This is a genomic window from Amycolatopsis sp. SB7-3, from assembly GCF_041021335.1.
GTDB lineage: Bacteria > Actinomycetota > Actinomycetes > Mycobacteriales > Pseudonocardiaceae > Amycolatopsis > Amycolatopsis japonica.
The window spans coordinates 68,255-87,973 of record NZ_JBFPJQ010000002.1; the positions used below are offsets into that span (position 1 = coordinate 68,255).

The 19,719-nt window shown below is 68.8% G+C and carries 15 protein-coding genes and 2 pseudogenes; 11 read left to right on the forward strand and 6 right to left on the reverse strand.

The annotated features are described in order from the left end of the window. The first annotated feature begins 112 nt into the window (after positions 1-112). A complete protein-coding gene (gene pip / locus AB8M46_RS18515) occupies positions 113-1,060 on the forward strand; it encodes a prolyl aminopeptidase (RefSeq protein ID WP_394360943.1) in 948 nt (315 codons plus the stop codon). 69 nt (positions 1,061-1,129) lie between these two features. Here pip and AB8M46_RS18520 read toward each other — a convergent pair whose 3' ends face one another. After that, positions 1,130-2,317 (reverse strand): Glu/Leu/Phe/Val dehydrogenase, encoded by a 1,188-nt coding sequence (locus AB8M46_RS18520; RefSeq protein WP_394360944.1) that lies wholly within the window; start codon positions 2,315-2,317, stop codon positions 1,130-1,132. A 163-nt stretch (positions 2,318-2,480) separates the two neighbouring features. Here AB8M46_RS18520 and AB8M46_RS18525 point away from each other — a divergent pair, with 163 nt between their 5' ends. From AB8M46_RS18525 to AB8M46_RS18560, 8 genes and pseudogenes are all read left to right on the forward strand, one after another. Continuing rightward, on the forward strand, positions 2,481-3,404 hold the full coding sequence (locus AB8M46_RS18525) for a LysR family transcriptional regulator (protein ID WP_037337353.1): 924 nt from the start codon (positions 2,481-2,483) through the stop codon (positions 3,402-3,404). A gap of 129 nt (positions 3,405-3,533) precedes the next feature. Next, positions 3,534-4,796 carry a glutamate-cysteine ligase family protein gene (locus tag AB8M46_RS18530; protein ID WP_037337355.1) on the forward strand — a complete coding sequence of 421 codons (1,263 nt, stop codon included), beginning with the start codon at positions 3,534-3,536 and terminating at the stop codon, positions 4,794-4,796. Further along, complete coding sequence (gene egtB, locus AB8M46_RS18535; protein WP_125693690.1) at positions 4,793-6,142, forward strand: ergothioneine biosynthesis protein EgtB; 1,350 nt, start codon at positions 4,793-4,795, stop codon at positions 6,140-6,142. The genes AB8M46_RS18530 and egtB overlap by 4 nt, the downstream gene beginning before the upstream one ends. Before the next feature lie 5 nt (positions 6,143-6,147). Next, complete coding sequence (egtC, locus tag AB8M46_RS18540) at positions 6,148-6,912, forward strand: ergothioneine biosynthesis protein EgtC (RefSeq protein WP_125734196.1); 765 nt, start codon at positions 6,148-6,150, stop codon at positions 6,910-6,912. Beyond that, positions 6,909-7,886 carry an L-histidine N(alpha)-methyltransferase gene (egtD, locus tag AB8M46_RS18545; RefSeq protein WP_394360945.1) on the forward strand — a complete coding sequence of 326 codons (978 nt, stop codon included), beginning with the start codon at positions 6,909-6,911 and terminating at the stop codon, positions 7,884-7,886. The genes egtC and egtD overlap by 4 nt, the downstream gene beginning before the upstream one ends. 46 nt (positions 7,887-7,932) lie before the next feature. Beyond that, positions 7,933-8,355 carry a nitroreductase family deazaflavin-dependent oxidoreductase gene (locus AB8M46_RS18550; RefSeq protein ID WP_378428920.1) on the forward strand — a complete coding sequence of 141 codons (423 nt, stop codon included), beginning with the start codon at positions 7,933-7,935 and terminating at the stop codon, positions 8,353-8,355. 156 nt (positions 8,356-8,511) lie between these two features. Continuing rightward, positions 8,512-10,115: pseudogene (locus tag AB8M46_RS18555) on the forward strand (alpha/beta hydrolase). Positions 10,116-10,347: 232 nt separating this feature from the next. Further along, positions 10,348-11,067, forward strand: coding sequence for a nucleotidyltransferase domain-containing protein (locus tag AB8M46_RS18560; RefSeq protein ID WP_394360946.1), 720 nt, complete (start codon positions 10,348-10,350; stop codon positions 11,065-11,067). Here AB8M46_RS18560 and AB8M46_RS18565 read toward each other — a convergent pair. From AB8M46_RS18565 to AB8M46_RS18575, 3 genes are read right to left on the reverse strand one after another with little or no spacing between them, the layout of a single operon-like run. After that, the gene (locus AB8M46_RS18565; RefSeq protein ID WP_394360947.1) at positions 11,057-11,404 is read right to left on the reverse strand and encodes a darcynin family protein; all 348 of its coding nucleotides are present in this window, start codon (positions 11,402-11,404) and stop codon (positions 11,057-11,059) included. The genes AB8M46_RS18560 and AB8M46_RS18565 overlap by 11 nt on opposite strands. A gap of 15 nt (positions 11,405-11,419) precedes the next feature. Continuing rightward, positions 11,420-12,310, reverse strand: coding sequence for an SDR family oxidoreductase (locus AB8M46_RS18570; RefSeq protein WP_394360948.1), 891 nt, complete (start codon positions 12,308-12,310; stop codon positions 11,420-11,422). 13 nt (positions 12,311-12,323) lie between these two features. After that, complete coding sequence (locus AB8M46_RS18575; protein WP_394361723.1) at positions 12,324-13,745, reverse strand: MFS transporter; 1,422 nt, start codon at positions 13,743-13,745, stop codon at positions 12,324-12,326. Between the two features lie 144 nt (positions 13,746-13,889). On the opposite strand from AB8M46_RS18575, the gene AB8M46_RS18580 reads away from it, so the two are divergent. Beyond that, positions 13,890-14,843: a LysR family transcriptional regulator gene (locus AB8M46_RS18580; RefSeq protein ID WP_037337370.1), complete on the forward strand. Its 954-nt coding sequence runs from the start codon at positions 13,890-13,892 to the stop codon at positions 14,841-14,843. A gap of 135 nt (positions 14,844-14,978) precedes the next feature. Then, positions 14,979-15,422, forward strand: a pseudogene (locus tag AB8M46_RS18585) (MgtC/SapB family protein); the annotation flags it as partial. Positions 15,423-15,856: 434 nt separating this feature from the next. On the opposite strand, the gene AB8M46_RS18590 reads toward AB8M46_RS18585, so the two are convergent. After that, the gene (locus tag AB8M46_RS18590; RefSeq protein ID WP_394360949.1) at positions 15,857-16,660 is read right to left on the reverse strand and encodes an alpha/beta fold hydrolase; all 804 of its coding nucleotides are present in this window, start codon (positions 16,658-16,660) and stop codon (positions 15,857-15,859) included. 74 nt (positions 16,661-16,734) lie between these two features. Then, positions 16,735-19,542 carry an aconitate hydratase gene (locus AB8M46_RS18595; RefSeq protein ID WP_125734188.1) on the reverse strand — a complete coding sequence of 936 codons (2,808 nt, stop codon included), beginning with the start codon at positions 19,540-19,542 and terminating at the stop codon, positions 16,735-16,737. Between the last annotated feature and the right edge of the window lie 177 nt (positions 19,543-19,719).

A 19,719-nucleotide genomic window follows, 5' to 3' on the forward strand; every position in this document is an offset into this window, starting at 1 on the left:
GCGGCCGCTCACCTTGTCCACGAATGACTCGCGCCGGAACAGACACTCGGACCGGATCCCGCTATTGTGACAGCGCTGTTGTATTTCTGGCGGGGTCTGGGAGGACGAGAACGTGACACGGCTGTATCCGGAAATCGAACCGTACGACCACGGGATGCTCGACGTCGGCGACGGGCACCTCGTGTACTGGGAGGTCTGCGGGAATCCCGACGGCAAACCCGCCGTCACCCTGCACGGCGGCCCCGGGAGCGGCTGCAGCACCGGCCTGCGCCGGTACTTCGACCCGGCCAAGTACCGCGTCGTGCTGTTCGACCAGCGAGGCTGCGGCCGGAGCACCCCGCACGCGGGGGAGCCTGAAGCCGATCTTTCCGCCAACACCACCGACCACCTGATCTCCGACATGGAGCGCCTTCGTGAGCATCTGGGCATCGAGAAGTGGCTGCTCTTCGGCGGTTCCTGGGGCTCGGTGCTCGCGCTGGTCTACGCCGAGCGTCATCCAGACCGCGTCACGGAGATGGTCTTGATGGGCTTGGCGACCGGACGCCGGAGCGAGACCGATCTGCTCACCCGCGGCCTCGGCGGCGTCTTCCCCGAGGCGTGGGCGAAGTTCCGCGACGGCGTACCCGAAGAGGATCGCGACGGTGACCTGGCGGCGGCCTACCTCAAGTTGCTGATGGACCCCGATCCGGCGGTGCACGGGAAGGCGGCGGCCGACTGGTGCGCCTGGGAGGACGCGATCATCCCGACCTCGCCGCCATACAAGAGCTTCGAGAGCCCGGAGTTCCGGCTCGCCTTCGCCAGGCTGGTCACGCACTACTGGAGCCAGGGGTCCTTTTTGGACGAAGGCGTGGTCCTGCGGGACGCCGGGAAACTGGCCCATATCCCGGCTGTGCTCGCCGAAGGAAGTCTCGACCTGGGCAACCTCATCGGCACGCCGTGGGAACTGGCGCACGCTTGGCCCGGCAGCGAACTGGTGGTCATCGACGAGGTCGGCCACAGCACCCAGGACGAGCCGATGCGCGAGGTCCTCATCGGCGCGACGGACCGCTTCGCTTCCTGAGCCACGGATCGCGCGTGAAGGCCTCCTTCCCTCGGCTCAGCCGAGGGAAGGAGGCCTTCACGCGCAATCTCAGGGGATGACCAACGCGGGGGCGGTCTCGGGAGCGGTGGCGTCCGAACGGGTGGTTTCGGCGAGCCGGAGCCCGGTGATGCGGGGTGCGATCCGGTCGAGGTTCCACGAACTCAGCAGCAGCGCCACCTTCGCCCGCATCTCGGTCCGCAGGCGCAGGAACGAATCGGCGGGATCGGCGCCGACCTCGCCGAGCAAGAGCCACCACGCCCACGCGGCCGCGCCGGCGTTCGCGACGAAGTCCGGGATCACCGGGATGCCACGGGCCGCCAGTCCCGCTTCGGCGTCGGGCGTGGTCGCCGCGTTGGCCGCTTCGATGACGACCTTCGCCTTGACGACGCCCTGGTTCCCGGCGCGCAGCGCGTAGGAGATCGCCGCCGGGACGAGGATGTCCGCCTCCGTCGCCACGATCTCGTCGCGGGGGAGCAGCCGGACGTCGGCGGGGAGCCGGCTCCGGTCGATCTCGCCGTAGGAGTCCCGCAGTTCCAGCAGCGCCGGGATGTCGAGACCTTCGGGCCGGTACAGCGTCCCGGCCGCGTCGGCGACCGCGACGACCTTCATCCCGGCTTCGTGCAGGTACCAGGCCGCGCCGCCGCCCATGGTGCCGATGCCCTGGATGGCGACCGTGGTCTTCTCGGCGGCCCATTCCCACGCGTCGGCGACACCGAGGCAGGCCTGTGCGACGCCGTAGCCGCCGATCACGTCGCCGAGCAGGAGCCCGCCGGGGACCGGGGTGTTCAGCCCGGCCTGCACACGGCGAAGGGTGTGCGCCGGATCGGCCGAACGCCGGATCGCTGCGTGGTATGACTGCTCGAGCCCGAGCTTCGCGAACACCTCGTCGATCAGGTGCTGGGGCACGCCGAGGTCTTCGGCGGTCACCCAGTGGTTGTCGATCCACGGCCGCAGGAACGAGCAGAACCGTTCCAGCACACCGAAAGCACGCTCGTCCTTCGGATCGAAGTCGATACCGCCCTTGGCCCCGCCGACCGGCAGGCCGAAGGTCGCGGTCTTGTTCGCCATCCCCCTCGCCAGGTCTTCGACCTCGGTCATCGTGCAGCCCGCGCGCATCCGGGTCCCGCCGGTCGCGATACCGGAGACCAGGCTGTGCACTACGAGGTAGCCGGTGGCACCGGTGACGGGGTCGGTCCAGACGAGCCTCATCAGCGGTTCGGCGTTCCTCGCGGCCATGCGGCCACCTCCTTCGTGGATTCGGGGTCGTTCCTGCGCCACTTCCGAGGGTGCGCCCCGGCGGGCGCGCGCGTCCATTTACCGAATCTGAACGATGATGTGCAGAGAAACTGGTGTAACGCGTCACCCGGCGTGCACGACCGCACCCGATTACGTTGGGGCCATGGAGCTTTCGTTGCACCGCCTGCGGATGCTCCGCGAGCTGAGCAGGCGCGGCACCGTCACGGCGGCCGCCGCTTCGTTGCATTACACCGCTTCGGCGGTATCGCAGCAGCTGGCTCAGCTGGAGCGGGACGTGGGCGCGAAGCTGTTCGAACGATTCGGCAGACGGGTGCAGCTGACCGAACTGGGGTTGCTGCTCACCGAACACGCCGAGGAGATCCTGGGGTCGGTCGAACGGGCGACACTGGCCTTGGAAGAGGCGCAGGAGACCGTTTCGGTGCGCCTCATGGCCGGAGTGTGGGCGTCGGTCGCATCGGGGCTGCTGCCGCACGCTCTGGCCGCGCTCGCGGGTGAGCATCCTGGCATCCAGGTCCGGACCCGTGAGCTGGCTCCCGAGGACACCGCCGACGCCGTGCGCGACGGCGAGCTGGACCTGTCGTTCGTCCTCGACTACTCCGACGCGCCGATGCCGTGGGACGCGGGCCTGGAGCGCGCGGTGATCGCGGTCGAACGGCTGCACGCCGCCGTACCCGCCGGCGCGGTGCCCGCCGGAAGCGCGTCTTTACTCGAACTGGGTGAACATCCCTGGATCCTCGCCAGCCCGAAGAGTCATTTCGGCCGCGCGGTGCGCACCGCGTGTCACCGGCACGGGTTCGAACCCAAGATCAACCACGAGGTCGAGGAGCAGTCCACGGCGATGGCGATGGTCAGGGCGGGGCTCGGGGTGACCCTCGTTTCCGACCTCGGGCTCGGGCTCCGGCCGCCGGGGATCGACGTCGTCGCGTTGACCACACCGTTGCTCCGGACGGTTTCGATCGCCTACCGGACGACCTCGTCGCGGCGCCCGGCGCTGCAGCTGGTGATCGAGGCGGTGCGGAACGCGGCGGCCGCGCTGGGCCTGGGCACGGAGCCCGCTTTGCCCTGATCGTCCCGTCCCGGAACGTGGTCCGGCGATCCTGCCCGGCAAGAACCGGACTGATTTTGTCGGACCCCGCGTGTAGCGTCCGAAGTCAAGGCATCTCAGTTATCGGACAACCGACTGGACGGCGGAAAGATGACTACTGTTCATGATTTCCCCGAGAAGTCCGGGAGCGCGTCGAACGCGACGGCGAAGGTCCTCTCGGACCGCGCCGAAGGTGAGGCGTATGTGGCTTCCGTGTGCTTCAAACACGGGCCGCCGAGACTTCTCGGCGTAGAGCTGGAATTCACCGTGCACTACGCCGACGAACCCGCCCGGCCCCTCGATCCCGACGATCTCGCCGCAGCGCTCGGCCCGCACACGCCGCGGACGCTGCGCCCCGACAGCCCCGCCCTCCCGCTTCCGGCAGGTTCACCGCTGAGCCTCGAGCCCGGCTGCCAGGTGGAGATCTCCGCTCAACCCCAGACCACGCTGCGCCACCTGGACGCCGTCGTCTCGGCCGATCTGGCCCATCTCGAAAGTCTTCTCGCCGCACGAGGCCTGTACCTGGGGGACACCGGGATAGACAGGTATCGCGCCCCCGCCCGCAAGCTGGGCACCCCGCGCTACGCCGCGATGGAACGCCGCTTCGCCCCGATGGGCGAGGGCGGCGCCACGATGATGTGCAGCACCGCGGGCCTGCAGGTCTGCGTGGACGCCGGTGAGGCGCACGATCTGCCGGTCCGCTGGGCGGCCGTCCACGCGCTCGGTCCGCCCCTGCTCGCCGCCTTCGCCAATTCCCGGATCCACGCCGGACGCGACACCGGCCACGCGTCCGCACGCTGGCTCGCCGTCATGGAAACGGAAAAGGCCCGCACCCGGTCGGCGGAACCGGGCAAGGACCCGGCCGCGGAATGGGCGGGCAGGATCATGGACACCCCGCTGATGGTCCTTCCCGGACCGGACGGCCGCTGGGACGCACCCGATTCCCTGACCTTCGCCGACTGGATCGACGGCCGGGGCGAGGGCGCCGGGCTCGGCAGGCCGACCGAGGACGACCTGGCCTACCACCTGACGACGTTCTTCACCCCGGTCCGTCCACAGGGATATCTGGAGATCCGCTACCTGGACGCCCAGCCCGCCGCCAGGTGGCTGCACCCGGTGGCCCTGCTGGCCGCACTGCTCGCGCGCCCGTCCACAGTGGACAAGGTGCTCGAACTGTGCGAACCGGTCATGGGCCGATGGGAGTGCGCCGCCCGGTTCGGCCTCGCGGACCGGGCGATCGCCGACGTCGCGAGCAAGGTGGTGGACCTCGGTTGTGCCGAACTGGGCACGACCGGTCTGCCGCCGGAGACCATCACCGAGATCAGCGAGGGTGTGCAATCCCTCGTGAGGGGTTCGAGGAGCCACCAGTCATGAGCGTGGAAAGCACCGAGACCAACCCGCTTCGCGCGCTGAGCCCGCAAGACCTGCGGGCTCACGCGGCCGAGGCGCTCACCAGGGCCCGTGAGCGCAGTGTCGCGCTGACGAGCGTCGACGACGAAGACCTGGTTCGCCAGCATTCGAAACTGATGTCGCCGCTGGTCTGGGATCTCGCGCACATCGGCAGCCAGGAGGAGCTCTGGCTGGTGCGCGACGTCGGCGGCCGCGAGGCGCTCCGGCCCGACATCGACGACATCTACGACGCGTTCCAGCACGCCCGCGCGGATCGCCCGGCGTTGCCGCTGCTGGGCCCGGAAGAAGCTCGCAAGTACGTCCGAGAAGTCAGGGAGAAATCCTTCGACATCCTGGAAACCGTTCCACTGCAAGGCAGGCGGCTTACCGAGGACGCCTTCGCCTTCGGCATGATCACCCAGCACGAGCAGCAGCACGACGAGACGATGCTGGCCACCCATCAGCTGCGCAAGGGCGATCCGGTGCTGCACGCGCCCGCCCCGCCGCCGTCGCGGTCCGGGCCACTGCCCGCGGAGGTGTTCGTACCCGGCGGTGCCTTCACCATGGGGACCTCCGCCGAGCCGTGGGCCCTGGACAACGAGCGTCCGGCGCACGAGGTCGCGGTGGAGGCGTTCTTCATCGACACCACGCCGGTCACCTGTGGGGCGTATGCCGAGTTCCTCGACTCCGGCGGTTACGAAGACCCGAAGTGGTGGAGCGAGCGCGGCTGGGCGTACCGCAGCGAGCACGGCATCGACGCGCCGCGGTTCTGGAAACGGGAGCAGGACGGCTGGTGGCGGACGCGGTTCGGCGTCTACGAGAAGGTGCCCGCCGCGGAACCCGTTGTCCACGTTTCCTTCCACGAGGCCGAGGCGTACGCGGCCTGGGCGGGGCGGCGCCTGCCGACGGAGCCGGAATGGGAGAAGGCCGCCCGGTTCGATCCGGCGACCGGCCGGTCGCGCCGATTCCCCTGGGGCGACGAGGAACCCACCCCCGACCACGCCAACCTCGGGCAGCGGCATCTGCGGCCCGCGGAGGTCGGCGCGTACCCGGCGGGTGTGTCGCCGCTGGGCGTGCACCAGCTGATCGGTGACGTCTGGGAGTGGACCAGCAGCGGTTTCGAGGCGTATCCGGGATTCGCCGCCTTCCCGTACAAGGAGTACTCGGAGGTGTTCTTCGGCGGGGACTACCGGATCCTGCGCGGTGGCTCGTTCGGCACGGACGCGGCGGCCATCCGCGGCACGTTCCGCAACTGGGATCACCCGATCCGGCGGCAGATCTTCTCGGGGTTCCGCTGTGCCCGGGACGCGCGGCCGAGCGAGGTGGCCTGAGCGGCATGTGCCGTCACGTCGCGTATCTCGGCGAGCCGCGCTCGCCCGCCGAGACGCTCTTTCACGCCCCTCATTCGCTGCTCGTGCAGTCGTACGCCCCTCGTGACATGCGGGGCGGCGGCTCGGTCAACGCGGACGGATACGGCCTCGGCTGGTACGCCGAAGGCCCCGAGCCGCTGCGGCTGCGCCGGTCCGCTCCCTTGTGGACGGACGGGGATCTGCCCGCCCTCGCCGGATCGGTTCGCTCGCACGCCTTCCTGGCGGCGGTCCGCAACGGTACGACGGGGATGCCCGTGGTCGAGGCGGCGAACGCGCCGTTCACCGGCGGCGGTTACCTCTTCAGCCACAACGGGCTGGTGCGGGGCTGGCCGGACTCGATGGCCGAGCTCGCCGCGAAGCTGCCGATCACCCGGCTGCTGACACTGGAGGCGACCACGGATTCGGTACTGCTGTGGGCTTTGCTGCGTGAACGGCTCGAGGCGGGCGAAGACCCGCTCGCGGCCGTCACCTGGCTGACCGGAGTGGTCGAGGAGGCGGGCCCGGGTTCGCGGCTCAATCTCCTGCTGACCGACGGCCGGACGCTCATCGGTACCGCGTGGACGCATTCCCTGTCCTATCGGGACACCGGAGACGGTGTGCTCGTCGCGTCGGAACCGTGCGACGACGATCCCGGCTGGACTCCCGTTCCCGACCACCACGCCGTCCGGGTCACCGGCGCCGGCGTGGAGATCCTGCCCCTCGAAGCCGATCGGAGCCCTGAGGCACGATGACCGAACTCGACCTCGACGTACACCACAGCGAATCGGATATCACCGAGCAGCTGCGCGCGGACGTCCGTGCCGGCCTGGAGGCGGACCAGAAGTGGTTGTCGCCCAAATGGTTCTACGACGCGCGCGGCAGCGAGCTGTTCGAAAAGATCACCGCCCTTCCCGAGTACTACCCGACCCGGAGCGAACGGGAGGTGCTCGCCGCGCGCGGCGGCGAGATCGCCGAAAGCTCGGGCGCGCACACCCTCGTCGAACTCGGTTCCGGGTCGAGCGAGAAGACGAGGCTCCTGCTCGACGCGCTCACGAGCCACGGCACGTTGAAGGAGTTCGTCCCGCTCGACGTCTCCGAGACGGCGCTTGCCGAGGCCGCGGAAGCCATCACCGCCGACTACCCGTCCCTCGAGGTCCGAGGCGTGGTCGGTGACTTCACCCAGCACCTCGACCTGTTGCCTGGCGACCGGCCGCGGATGGTGGTCTTCCTCGGCGGCACGATCGGCAACTTCCTCCCCGCCGACCGCGCCACCTTCCTGCGCTCGGTCCGGGAGGTGCTCGACGAAGGGGAGTGGTTCCTTCTCGGGACGGACCTGGTGAAGGACCGGGAGACCTTGGAGCGTGCTTACGACGACGCCGCCGGGGTGACCGCCGAGTTCAACCGCAACGTGCTCCACGTGATCAACAACGGCCTCGGCGCGAACTTCGACCCGGCCGCGTTCGACCACGTCTCGTATTGGGACGAAGAGAACGAATGGATCGAAATGCGCTTGCGGGCGCGTGAGCCACTGACCGTCGACATCCCGGGCGCCGACCTTCAGGTGAAGTTCGCCGAGGGCGAATACGTGCGCACCGAGATCTCCGCGAAGTTCCGGCGGGAGGGAATCGCCGCGGAACTGGCCGAAGCCGGTTTCTCCGTGGAGAAATGGTGGACGGACTCGGAATCGCGGTTCGGGGTGAGCCTGGCAAGATCTGTCCGTGGCTAACCCTCTCACTTCGCTCGCCCGCGTGCTCGGCACCAAACCGTGGCTGATGGGGCTCGCGGGCGGGATCATCTGGGTGGACAAGAGACTCCACCGGCTGTTCAAGGGGAAGGTGAGCCTGGTCGCGCTGGCCGGGCTCCCTTCCCTGCGGCTGACCACGACCGGCCGGAAGAGCGGGCTGCCCCGCAGTACCAATCTTCTGTACTTCCCGCACGAGGAAGGTTTCGTGCTCGTCGGCTCCAATTGGGGGAGGCCGAACGATCCGGCGTGGACGCACAATCTGCGCTCGCATCCCGACGCGGTCGTCGCGCTGGCGGGCGAGGAGATCCCGGTCAGGGCCAGGGAACTGCTCGGAGACGAGTACGAGGCGATGTGGAAACGGCTGCTGGAGTTCTGGCCCGGTTACTCCATGGAGGAGAAGGCCGCTTGCCGTGTGTTACCGATTTTCGAGTTGAAGACAACCACTCGATAGGTTCGTACCATCCTTTCGGCCGGTGACTGGGTTACCGGCCTGTGCGAGGCTCCTTGGGTGTTACGCGCCGTGACGTCGGCGGCGCATCGCGCGACGTGGTCCGACACGTCGCCAGCCGAGGGAGGAGTCGTTTTGCCGAGATCCACAAGGAGGCCGGTGCGCGGTTTCGCACTGGTAGGGCACTCGTGGCCGGCGCCGCGCTGACCGGGGCGTCCGGGACGGCGGTCGCCGCCCAAGAGGCCGGGCCGCCCGCCGCCCAGGTCGGCGCGACGGCGCCGGTGAACTGGGGTGCCTGCACGGCGGACCAGCTCCGCGGTGTTCCGGCCGATCAGGTGAAGTTCTACAGCTGCTCGCGGTATCGCGTGCCGATCGACCACGACAACGCGGCGCTCGGCACGATCGACATCGCGATGCTGAAGCGGGCGGCGAAGACGCCCGACAAGAAGGTCGGTTCGCTGTTCCTCAACCCGGGCGGCCCCGGCGGCTCCGGGTTCCGGATGCCGATCGGCGCGGCGAACTACTTCCAGCCGCAGGTGCTGGACCGGTTCGACCTGATCGGGTTCGACCCGCGCGGGGTCGGCGCCAGCAACCCGCTCAAATGCTTCACCACGCAGGAGGACGCGGACGACGTCTTCGCCGCGCAGATCCCCGTGCCGCTGTCGCGACAGGAGATCTCCGGGACGCTGGCCTCGTACCGTGACTACGGCCAGTTCTGCAAGAACAACGCGGGCGCGCTGCTGAACCACATGTCCACCAAGGACGTCGTGCGTGACCTGGACAAGATGCGGGCGGCCGTCGGCGACCAGAAGCTGACCTTCGTCGGCTTCTCGTACGGGACCCTGATCGGGTCGACGTACACGTCGATGTTCCCGAAGCAGAGCCGGGCGATCGTCATCGACGGCAACGTCGATCCGGCGCTGCGCACCAGCGACGGCGTGCAGTACGACCGCGAGCGCGCTCGCGGGTTCGAGATCGCGCTGGACGCCTTCCTGCGCAAGTGCGCGCAGGTCGGGCCGAAGTGCTCCTTCAGCGCGGGCACGCCGCGGGCGAAGTTCGACGAGATCCGCGACCACCTGCGGCAGCAGCCGGTCAAGCTGCCGGACGGGAGCAGCTACGACATCAACGCGTTCACCAGCACGGTGGCCGGGGTGCTGTACTCGCCGACGTCGTTCCCGCCGCTGGCCGACGACCTGCAGGCGCTGTACAACGTCGTCCACCCGCCCGCGGCGCAGGCGCAGACGGCTCAGGCCGTCGAGCTGAAGGTGCTGCGGTCCGGGGCGAACGGGCGCGCGGACGCGAACCCGGACAGCCCGTACACCGGCGACGACTCGTACTTCGCCGTGAACTGCTCGGACAAGAAGATCACGATCAAGCAGGAGAAGGTCCCCGAGATCGCCGCGAAGTGGGAGAAGGAATCGCCCACTTTCGGTCGCTACCAGGCGTTCTCGGACGTGGCGGGCTGCCCGGTGTGGCCGGTGAAGAAGCCGGACGTCTACCGCGGCCCGTGGCAGGCCAAGACCGACACCCCGGTCCTGGTCGTCGGCAACTTCTACGACCCGGCGACCCAGTACCTGTTCTCGAAGCGGATGGCCGACGAGCTGGGCAACGCCCGGCTGCTCTCGGTCGACGCCTTCGGGCACTGCATCCTGGGCGACTCGCTCGGGGTGGACAAGGTGACGGCCGACTACCTGATCGATCTGAAGGTCCCGGCCAACGGCCAGGTCTTCCAGCCGAACGTCCAGCCGTTCGAAACCGCCTGATCCCGGGCTGAACACCACGAAGGCCACCGTCTCGGCGGTGGCCTTCGCGGCGTCCGGGGACCGGTCCCGAACTTCCGGCCCTAGGGTTCCGGACGGGGAGGGCCGGATTGGCCGGACGATTCGCTCGTCCAGGAGATCCGGGTGGGTAACCAGGGCACCGGCTTCGGCTTGGTCGCGGCCGCCGGTGCGCCTGGCTCACCCATCGGCCATCCCGCTGCGGCAAGCTGGGCGGATGGATCCCGTCCAAATCGCCCGCCAGATGGTCGAGGCCCGCTTTCCCGGTGCGAGGGCCGCGATCCTGGGAGGAAGCGCGAACACCGGCTGGCGCACCGCCGGTTCGGATCTCGACATCGTCGTATTCCTCGACGGGCCGCCCGCTCCGTTCCGCGAAACGACCGAACGCGACGGCGTGCCAGTGGAACTGTTCTGCCATACCTCCGAGTCCTACGAGCACTTCGCCGAGCGGGAGACGGCGAATCGCCGCTCGCCTTTGCTGCACATGTGCGGCGAGGGTGTCGTGCTCATCGACCGCGACGGCTTCGGCCGCCGGACGCGTGCGGCGGCCCGGGCGCGACTGGACGCCGGACCGCCGCCGCTTTCCGCGACCGAACTGGAGGACCATCGCTATCTGCTCACCGATCTCATCGATGACCTCGACGGCGCCGACGATCCCGACGAACTCGTCTTCATCGCCGACCGGTTGCTGATCGCGGTGGCCGAGCTGATCCTCCTGGCAGGAGGCCGGTGGCGCTCACACGGCAAATGGCTCCTCCGACGGCTTCGGGAAGCCGATCCGAAGACCTGTCAGGAATTGCTGTCCGGCTACCGGCAGGTCGTCTGCGTGGGGGATCGGGCGCCGATGCGGCGGGTCGCCGCCGGTGTGCTCGATGGCGTGGGCGGCCGCCTCCTGGTGGGCTACCGGCGGGACGCTCCTGCCGGTTTCAGACGTTGACGCTCGCGTAGGCGTCCAGACCATAGTTCGTGGCATACGCGTTCTCGACCCCGACCAGGAGATCGACCACCTCGAAGTACCGGTCCCAGAACGGCGTCTCGCGCAGCGCCTCGACGAGCAGCTGGTACGAGTGGTGGTCGCCGGCCTCCCACACCCATACGTCGGTCACTCGCGCGGAGTAGAACTCGGTGTCGAAGAAGCGGGACCGGACGCCCTTCACTTTGCTTTCGATGGCGGGGAGGACCTCGGTCTTGAAGGCCGCCACCCGTTGTTCGACGGTGAGGCCGAGCCACTCGGGTGTGGTCTTCACCAGCATGAAAGCGGTCACTGCGGACATGGTGCTTCCTCTCGATCAGGCGTAAGCGCCGGCTTCGATGTCCTCGGCCAGGCGCGGTCCGTACGGGGTCCACTTCAGGAGTTCGCGGGTGCGCGCGCTGGACGCGGACATGTCCAGCGCGAAGAACCGGCCGACGAACCCGAAGTGCTCGGCGGCGTTCTCCGGCGCCACGGACACCACCGGGACGTCGAGCGTCCGTCCGATGGCTTCGGCGATCTCCTTCGTGGTGACGGCTTCTTCGGCGACCGCGTGGAGCAGGGAGCAGGTGGGCGCGCCTTCCAGTCCCAGCCGGACGAGCCGGGCCGCGTCGGTGCGGTGCACGGCGGCCCAGGCGGCGGTCCCGTCGCCGAGATAGCCCGATACGCCAAGCTTGCGGGCGGCCGCGACGAGGGCGGCGACGAAACCGTGGTCGCCCACGCCGTGCACGGACGGTGCGAAGCGGGCACTGATCACCCGCATGCCCTTTTCGGCGTACTCGAGCGCGAGGTTCTCGGCGCCGCCACGGTGGGAGTCGGGGCCGACGGCGGGGGAGAGGTCGGTCTCGGTGGCAGGCCGTCCGGTGGCGAGGGTCGAGAGGCCCGCGGCGAGAACGAAGGCCCGGCCGGTGCCGGTCAAGGCGTCGGCGAAGGTCTGGACGGCCGCCCGCTCGGCCCGGTCGGACTCCGCGGGGTTGGCCCAGTCGTGCTTGTTCGCCAGGTGGATGACGGCGTCGGCCGACTCGGCGCCCGCACGGAGGCCGTCGAGATCGTCCAGGTCGCCGCGACGGACCCGGGCGCCCTTCCGCTCCAGCGTGGCGGCGGAGTCGTCCGATCGGGCGAGGCCGGTGACTTCGTGGCCGGCGTCGAGCAGTTCGTCCACGACGGCCGAGCCGATCCAGCCGGTCGCCCCAGTGACGAATACGTGCATGGGAATGCTCCTTCTACTTGGTGTTGCGGGAAAGCCGTGATTGCAGGACGACGAGCGCCCCGAGAACGAGCACGCTCACCCCGATCACCCGGAGTGCCGTGCTTGCGCCGGTGACGAACGCGGAGATCACCTCGGGCGAGCGGCCGGGCGCGGCGACGGCCAGCGCCTGCGCGACGGTGTGCGGATCGTGGGCCTCGCGGATATCTTCCGGCAGCGCCGCGACGAAGCGTCCGGTGAGGACGGTGCCGACGACCGCGACCCCGAGCGCGCTGCCGAATTCACGTGTGGTGGTCTGCAGCCCGGCGCCGACCCCGGCCTGCGCCGGGGGCAGTGAACCGGAGATCGCGGCGGACAACGTCGGGAGGGCCAGCGTGACACCGATCCCGGTCACCACGAGCCAGGCGGCGTAGACCGGATACGGCGTCGAAGTGTCGCTTATGGACAGTCCTATGAGGCCGCAGCCGCAGGAGAGGAAAGCGGTGGCGACGACGACGTCGACGCCGAAGCGCTGGACGAGCTTGCCCACGTGTCGCGCGCCGAGGACGACCGGGACGGTCAGCGGGATGATCCCGAGCCCGGTCGGCAGTACCCCGAAACCCTTGCCGTACTGGAGGAAGGACGCGTTGACGTAGAACAGCGCGAACATCCCGAAGAAGATCGCGGTCATGCCGAGACAGGCACTGCGCAGCGCGGGCACCCGGAACAACCGGGGATCGAGCAGCGGGTGCTCGGCCTTCAGTTCCGCGAACGTCCACAGGGCGAACAACACGAGCGAACCGGCGAATCCGGCCAGGACGATCGGGCTGGTCCAGCCTGCTTCGGGCCCTTCGACGATGCCGAGCAGCAACGCGACCGACGCGCCGACGAGCAGGACGGCACCGAGCGGGCTGAGCGGCCGCTCGTGTCGCGGCGACACCGGCGCGATCCGGGCGACGAGCGCGGCGAGCACCAGCGAGAGCGGGACGGCGGCCGCGAACAGCCAACGCCACGATCCGCTCGTCAGTACGGCACCGCCGCCGACATTCCCCACGACACCGCCGATCCCGGTCATCGACGCCCAGGTCGCGATGGTCACGCCCTTGCGCTCGGCGGGGACGGCGTGCAGCAGGACCGCGAGCGTGTTGGGCAGCACCGCGGCGGCCCCGATCCCGGTGATCGCCCTGCCCGCCAGCAGGAAGGGCACGTTCGGCGCGATCGCCGACAGCAGCGCGCCGAGCGCGAAAAGCGCCAGGCCCGCGAGCAGGACACCCTTACGGCCGAAGCGATCGCCCGCCGCTCCACCGGGGATCACGAGACAGGCGAAGAAGACGACATAGGTGTCGACGATCCAGATCAGCGCCGACGCGGACGGGTGGAGGTCGCTCGCGGCGAGCATCGGGACGGCGAGGTTGATCGCGGCGACCATCCCGACGACGAGTACGACACAGGCGCACATGGCGGTCAACAGGCCGCGTCGGTTCACCGCGGTTTCGGGAGCGTCGCGGATTTGGAGTCGGAGTGGCATGTCCACGACGCTATGGGCCTTCGGGTTCTTCGCGCCACGCAACATTGGCAACAGAGAGTTGCGTACGATGCAACTATGGCCGATCAGCTGGACCTGAACCTCTTGCGAGTGTTCGACGCCTTGCTGCGGGAGGGCAGCGTGACGGCGGCCGCCGAACGCCTGCATCTGTCGATCCCGGCGGCAAGCCGGGCACTGGGCCGGTTGCGGCGCGCGATGGGGGATCCGATCCTCGTGCGCGCCGGCCGCGGGATGGTGCCGACACCGTTCGCGCTCCGCACGGCCCCGCGGGTGCGATCGCTGCTCGACGAGGCGTCGGCGCTGATCAGCGCCGATCGCGAGTTGTCGCTCGGCGACCTCGAACGCACTTTCACCATCCGCATCAACGACGGCGTCGCCGCGACACTGGCGACGGCCGCCGTCGAGGCGACCGCCGCCGTCGCTCCGGGCGTCGTCCTGCGCTTCGTCGCGGAAGGCAGTGAAAGTACCGAAGCCTTGCGAGACGGTTCGGTGGATCTGGACATCGGCGCGGGCGACATCACGGCCCCCGACATCCACTCGGAGCTGCTGTACCACGAGCGTGTGGTCGCGATCGTCAGGGCGGACGGCCCGCTCGGCGGCGTGCGGCGTCCGACGCTGGCGCAGCTTTGCCGCTATCCCCACGTTTCCGCGTCACGGCGGGGCCGGGGCAGGGGACCGCTCGACGACGTGCTCGAGGCGGCCGGACTCCAGCGCCGGGTCGCCGCGGTCGTTCCCACCTCCGCGGTCGCCGCGTTCCTGGTCGCGTCGAGCGACTACGTCGGGCTCGCGCCCCAGCGGCTCGCCGAGCACTACGGCCGGTCACTCGGCATCCGCTGGTTCCCGATCCCCGCCGAGCTTCCGCGGATCGAGGTCTGCCAGCTCTGGCACGCGCGGCTCGACGCCGATCCGGCCCAGCGCTGGCTGCGTGACACGATCCACGCCGCGCTCGGACCGTCCGGTGGTAGAGTCCCGAAGGTTGATCAACACCGCTCGAGTACGAAAGCGAGGTGAGCGGCACATGCCGGAAGACAGTTCTGGACCGACCGGACGTGGTCGCCGTTCGCCCGTGCGCGCGGTGCGCTGACCTTCTCCGGTCTCCTTTCCCTGTCTGGCTTTGTGTACGCACGCCAGAAAAGAGCCGGAATCATGAACACCTTCGAAATGCTGCTCAGGGTCGGCACCGGCGTCGGCCTCGGCGCCGTCATCGGCATCGAGCGCCAGTACCGCGCCCGGATGGCCGGACTCCGCACCAACGCCCTCGTCGCCGTCGGCGCGACGCTCTTCGTTTTGTTGTCCGCGCACGGTTTCGGCGGGCTGAACACCAGCGGTGACGCCGACCCGACGCGGGTCGCCGCCCAGATCGTCTCCGGGATCGGTTTCCTCGGGGCCGGCGTGATCCTGCGCGACGGCCTGAATGTGCGCGGGCTCAACACCGCGGCCACCCTCTGGTGCTCCGCCGCCGTCGGATCCCTTGCGGGAGCGGGACTTTACGTCGTCGCACTCGCCGGGACGGCGGTGATCGTCGGGGTCAACGTGCTGTTGCGCCCGCTCGGCCGCGTCGTCGACCGTCGCCCGGAACAGCGGGAAGACGACCTCGTGAGTGGTAAGGACGCTTAGAACGAAGGGCACCCACGGGACCTCGCTGTGGTCGGTCCCGTTCGGGTCCGTGAAGGACTCCTTCCCCAAGTACATGAAGGACCCCTTCACTGCGCTAGGCGCAATGAAGGGGTCCTTCATGGCATGGTGGGGTCCTGCTTGTGAGTGGTAAGGATATCTATTGAGGGGTAAGGCGAAGGTGGCGTGCTCGTCGGCTGGGTATAGAGGCTTTCGCTGCGTCTGATGCGGTGATGGGTCCCTTCGTCTCTTGATGGGGCGCCGGAGCGCCGCCGATCACGGCGGCATCTTCGCCGTACGAGTCAAGAAAACCAACCGCGTCTCAAGCTACCTACGGTCGGGCGGTTTCGCGTGACTGCAGGGACGACACACGTGATCAGACGGACGACACGTGTGTCCAGGCGGACGACTCACGAGCAGGAGAGGAAATCCAGTAATATCCGGGAGAACTCGCCGGGTTTCTCCAGATTGATCATGTGCGCGACCCCGGGGACGACCAGTTTCCGGGCGTCGTGTGCCTCGTTTTCGATCTGGTCCGCGATGGTGATGATGTCCGAGGAATCCAGATCCCCCACCAAGGTCAGGGTGCGCGGGGTCAGCTCGCCGGTGCGCTCGACGGCCCGTAGCTCGTCCATCAGCGTGAAACCGGCGAGCCCGTGGCGCACGATCGTCTGCGTGTACATCTCCTGGCACAGCAGCCGGACCCGTTGATCGACGTCCGCGGGTGCGCGCCGGGGCCCGTCCACCCACATGCGCAGGAGGCACTCGATGGCGGCGGGAAGATCGCCCCGCGCGCCCGCTTCTTCGAGTTTCTTGTTCTGCTCCAGGACGAACGGATCCTTTGCCACCATCGCACTGAGGCCGGTCGCGACGAGGACGAGGTTCTCGACCAGCTCCGGATACGTCAGCGCGAAATCGACCGCGATCCGCCCGCCGCCGGACAGGCCGACCAGTGACGTGCGGGGGAGTTCCAGCGCGGTCATCAGCGCGCGGAGGTCCTCGTAGTGCCTGAACCGTTCCGTCGGCGTGGACGACTCGCCGTGTCCGCGCGCGTCGTACCGGATGACGGTGTGGTGGCGTCCGAGTTCGCGCATCTCGGCATCCCACATCCGGGAGTCGAGCATGCCGCCGTGGAGCAGGACGACGGGATCACCCTCGCCCCGGATCTCGTACGCGAGCTCGCCGTTCTCGACCTGGATTCGACCGTGGGCCATACGTCCACGCTACCGAAGGACGCACGAAGGCCCCTTTCCCGAAAGTGCGGGGAAAGGGGCCTTCGCGGGTGTGCTTACGCCTGGGTCATCTTCCGCAGGACGTACTGCAGGATGCCGCCGTTGCGGTAGTAGTCCGCCTCACCAGGGGTGTCGATGCGGACGTCCGCGTCGAACTCCACCTTGGTGCCGTCGGTCTTCGTCGCGGTGACGTGGACGGTGCGCGGGGTCTCGCCGTCGTTCAGCTTCGTGATGCCCGAGATGTCGAACGTCTCGGTGCCGTCGAGGCCGAGCGACGAGGCCGACTCGCCCGCCGGGAACTGCAGCGGGATGACGCCCATGCCGATCAGGTTCGACCGGTGGATGCGCTCGAACGACTCGGTGATCACCGCGCGCACGCCCAGCAGGCGCGTGCCCTTGGCCGCCCAGTCACGCGACGATCCGGAGCCGTACTCCTTGCCGCCCAGGACGACCAGCGGGATGTCCTGCGCCGCGTAGTTCTGCGCCGCGTCGTAGATGAACGCCTGCGGGGCGTCGGCCTGGGTGAAGTCGCGGGTGTAGCCGCCCTGCACGTCGTCCAGCAGCTGGTTGCGCAGCCGGATGTTCGCGAAGGTGCCGCGGATCATGACCTCGTGGTTACCGCGACGCGAGCCGTAGGAGTTGAAGTCCTTCTTCTCCACGCCGTGCTCGGTCAGGTACTGCGCGGCCGGGGTGCCCGGCTTGATCGCGCCGGCGGGGGAGATGTGGTCGGTGGTGACCGAGTCGCCCAGCTTCGCCAGCACGCGCGCGCCGGCGATGTCGGTGACCGGGGCGGGCTCCGCCTGCATGCCCTCGAAGTACGGGGGCTTCCGGACGTAGGTGGACTCCGCGTCCCAGTCGAAGGTCTTACCCTCGGGGGTCGGCAGCGACTTCCACCGCTCGCCACCGTCGAAGACGTCGGCGTAGTCCTTGGTGAACATCTCCTGCGTGATCGCGTAGTCGATGGTCTCCTGGATCTCCTTGGCCGACGGCCAGATGTCCTTCAGGAAGACGTCGTTGCCGTCGGAGTCCTGGCCGAGCGGCTGGGTCTCGAAGTCGAAGTCCATCGTGCCGGCGAGCGCGTACGCGATGACCAGCGGCGGCGACGCGAGGTAGTTCATCTTCACGTCGGGGTTGATGCGGCCTTCGAAGTTCCGGTTGCCCGAGAGCACCGAAACCGCGGTGAGGTCGTTCTCCTGGATCGCCGCGGAGATCTCGTCCGAGAGCGGGCCGGAGTTGCCGATGCAGGTGGTGCAGCCGTAGCCGACCAGGTGGTAGCCCAGCTTCTCCAGGTACGGCCAGAGACCGGCCTTGTCGTAGTAGTCGGTGACGACCTGCGAACCCGGCGCCATCGAGGTCTTGACCCACGGCTTGACCGCGAGGCCCTTGTCGACCGCGTTCCGCGCGAGCAGCGCGGCGCCGAGCATGACCGACGGGTTGGAGGTGTTGGTGCACGAGGTGATCGAGGCGATCACCACGGCGCCGTGGTCGAGGATGAACTCGCCACGGTCCGAGGTGCTGACCTTGATCGGGTTGGTCGGGCGGCCGCTGTGGCCGTTCGCCGCCGACTGGATGTCGACCGCGCCCTCGTCCTTGAAGGACAGGGCGGCCGGGTCGCTGGCCGGGAAGGACTCCTCGACGGCCTCGTCCACGTTGGTGTGCGGGACCTGCTCGCCGCCCACGTAGTCGTGGATCGACTTGCGGAACGAGTTCTTCGCGTCGGTGAGCTCGATGCGGTCCTGCGGGCGCTTCGGGCCGGCGATCGACGGGACGACCGTCGACAGGTCCAGCTCGAGGTACTCGGAGTACTCCGGCTCGTGCGACGGGTCGTGCCAGAGGCCCTGCTCCTTGGCGTAGGCCTCGACGAGCGCGACCTGCTCCTCGGAGCGGCCGGTGAGCTTGAGGTACCGGACGGTCTCCTCGTCGATCGGGAAGATCGCCGCGGTGGAGCCGAACTCGGGGCTCATGTTGCCGATGGTGGCGCGGTTCGCCAGCGGCACCGCGCCGACGCTCTCACCGTAGAACTCGACGAACTTGCTGACCACGCCGTGCTTGCGCAGCATCTCGGTGATGGTGAGCACGACGTCGGTGGCGGTCACGCCGGTCGGGATCTCGCCGGTGAGCTTGAAGCCCACGACGCGCGGGATGAGCATGGAGACCGGCTGGCCCAGCATGGCGGCCTCGGCCTCGATGCCGCCGACGCCCCAGCCCAGCACGCCGAGGCCGTTGACCATGGTGGTGTGCGAGTCGGTGCCGACGCAGGAGTCGGGGTACGCCTGGCCGTTGCGGGCCATCACCGTGCGCGCGAGGTGCTCGATGTTGACCTGGTGCACGATGCCGGTGCCCGGCGGGACGACCTTGAACTCGTCGAAGGCGCCCTGGCCCCAGCGCAGGAACTGGTAGCGCTCGCGGTTGCGCTCGTACTCGATCTCGACGTTGCGCTCGAAGGCGTCGGCGCGGCCGAAGACGTCGATGATGACGGAGTGGTCGATGACCAGTTCGGCGGGGGCGAGCGGGTTGACCTTGTCCGGGTCGCCGCCGAGGTCGGTGACGGCTTCGCGCATGGTGGCGAGGTCGACGACACAGGGCACGCCGGTGAAGTCCTGCATGATCACGCGAGCGGGCGTGAACTGGATCTCGATCGACGGGTCGGCCTTGGCGTCCCAGTTGCCGAGCGCGCGGATGTGGTCGGCGGTGATGTTCGCGCCGTCCTCGGTCCGCAGCAGGTTCTCGAGCAGGATCTTCAAGCTGTAGGGAAGGCGCTGGGAGCCCTCGACCTTGTTCAGGCGGAAAACCTCGTAGGAGGAGTCGCCCACCTTCAGCGTGTCTTTGGCGCCGAAGCTGTCCTTGCTGGCGGGTGCGGTCACTTCTAACTCCAGTGGCGGGTCAGTTCGGTGTGTTCTCCAGGTCGTTCGGGCCGACCCGGAGCGAGTGTTGCGCACCCCCACCGTAGGTCCGGACCCGGGATGGCACACCTCGTTCGTCCTTTCAAACAGTACGCCCGTCCTGTTTGGCTTGGCAAGCCGACACGCGGGTCGCGAAGG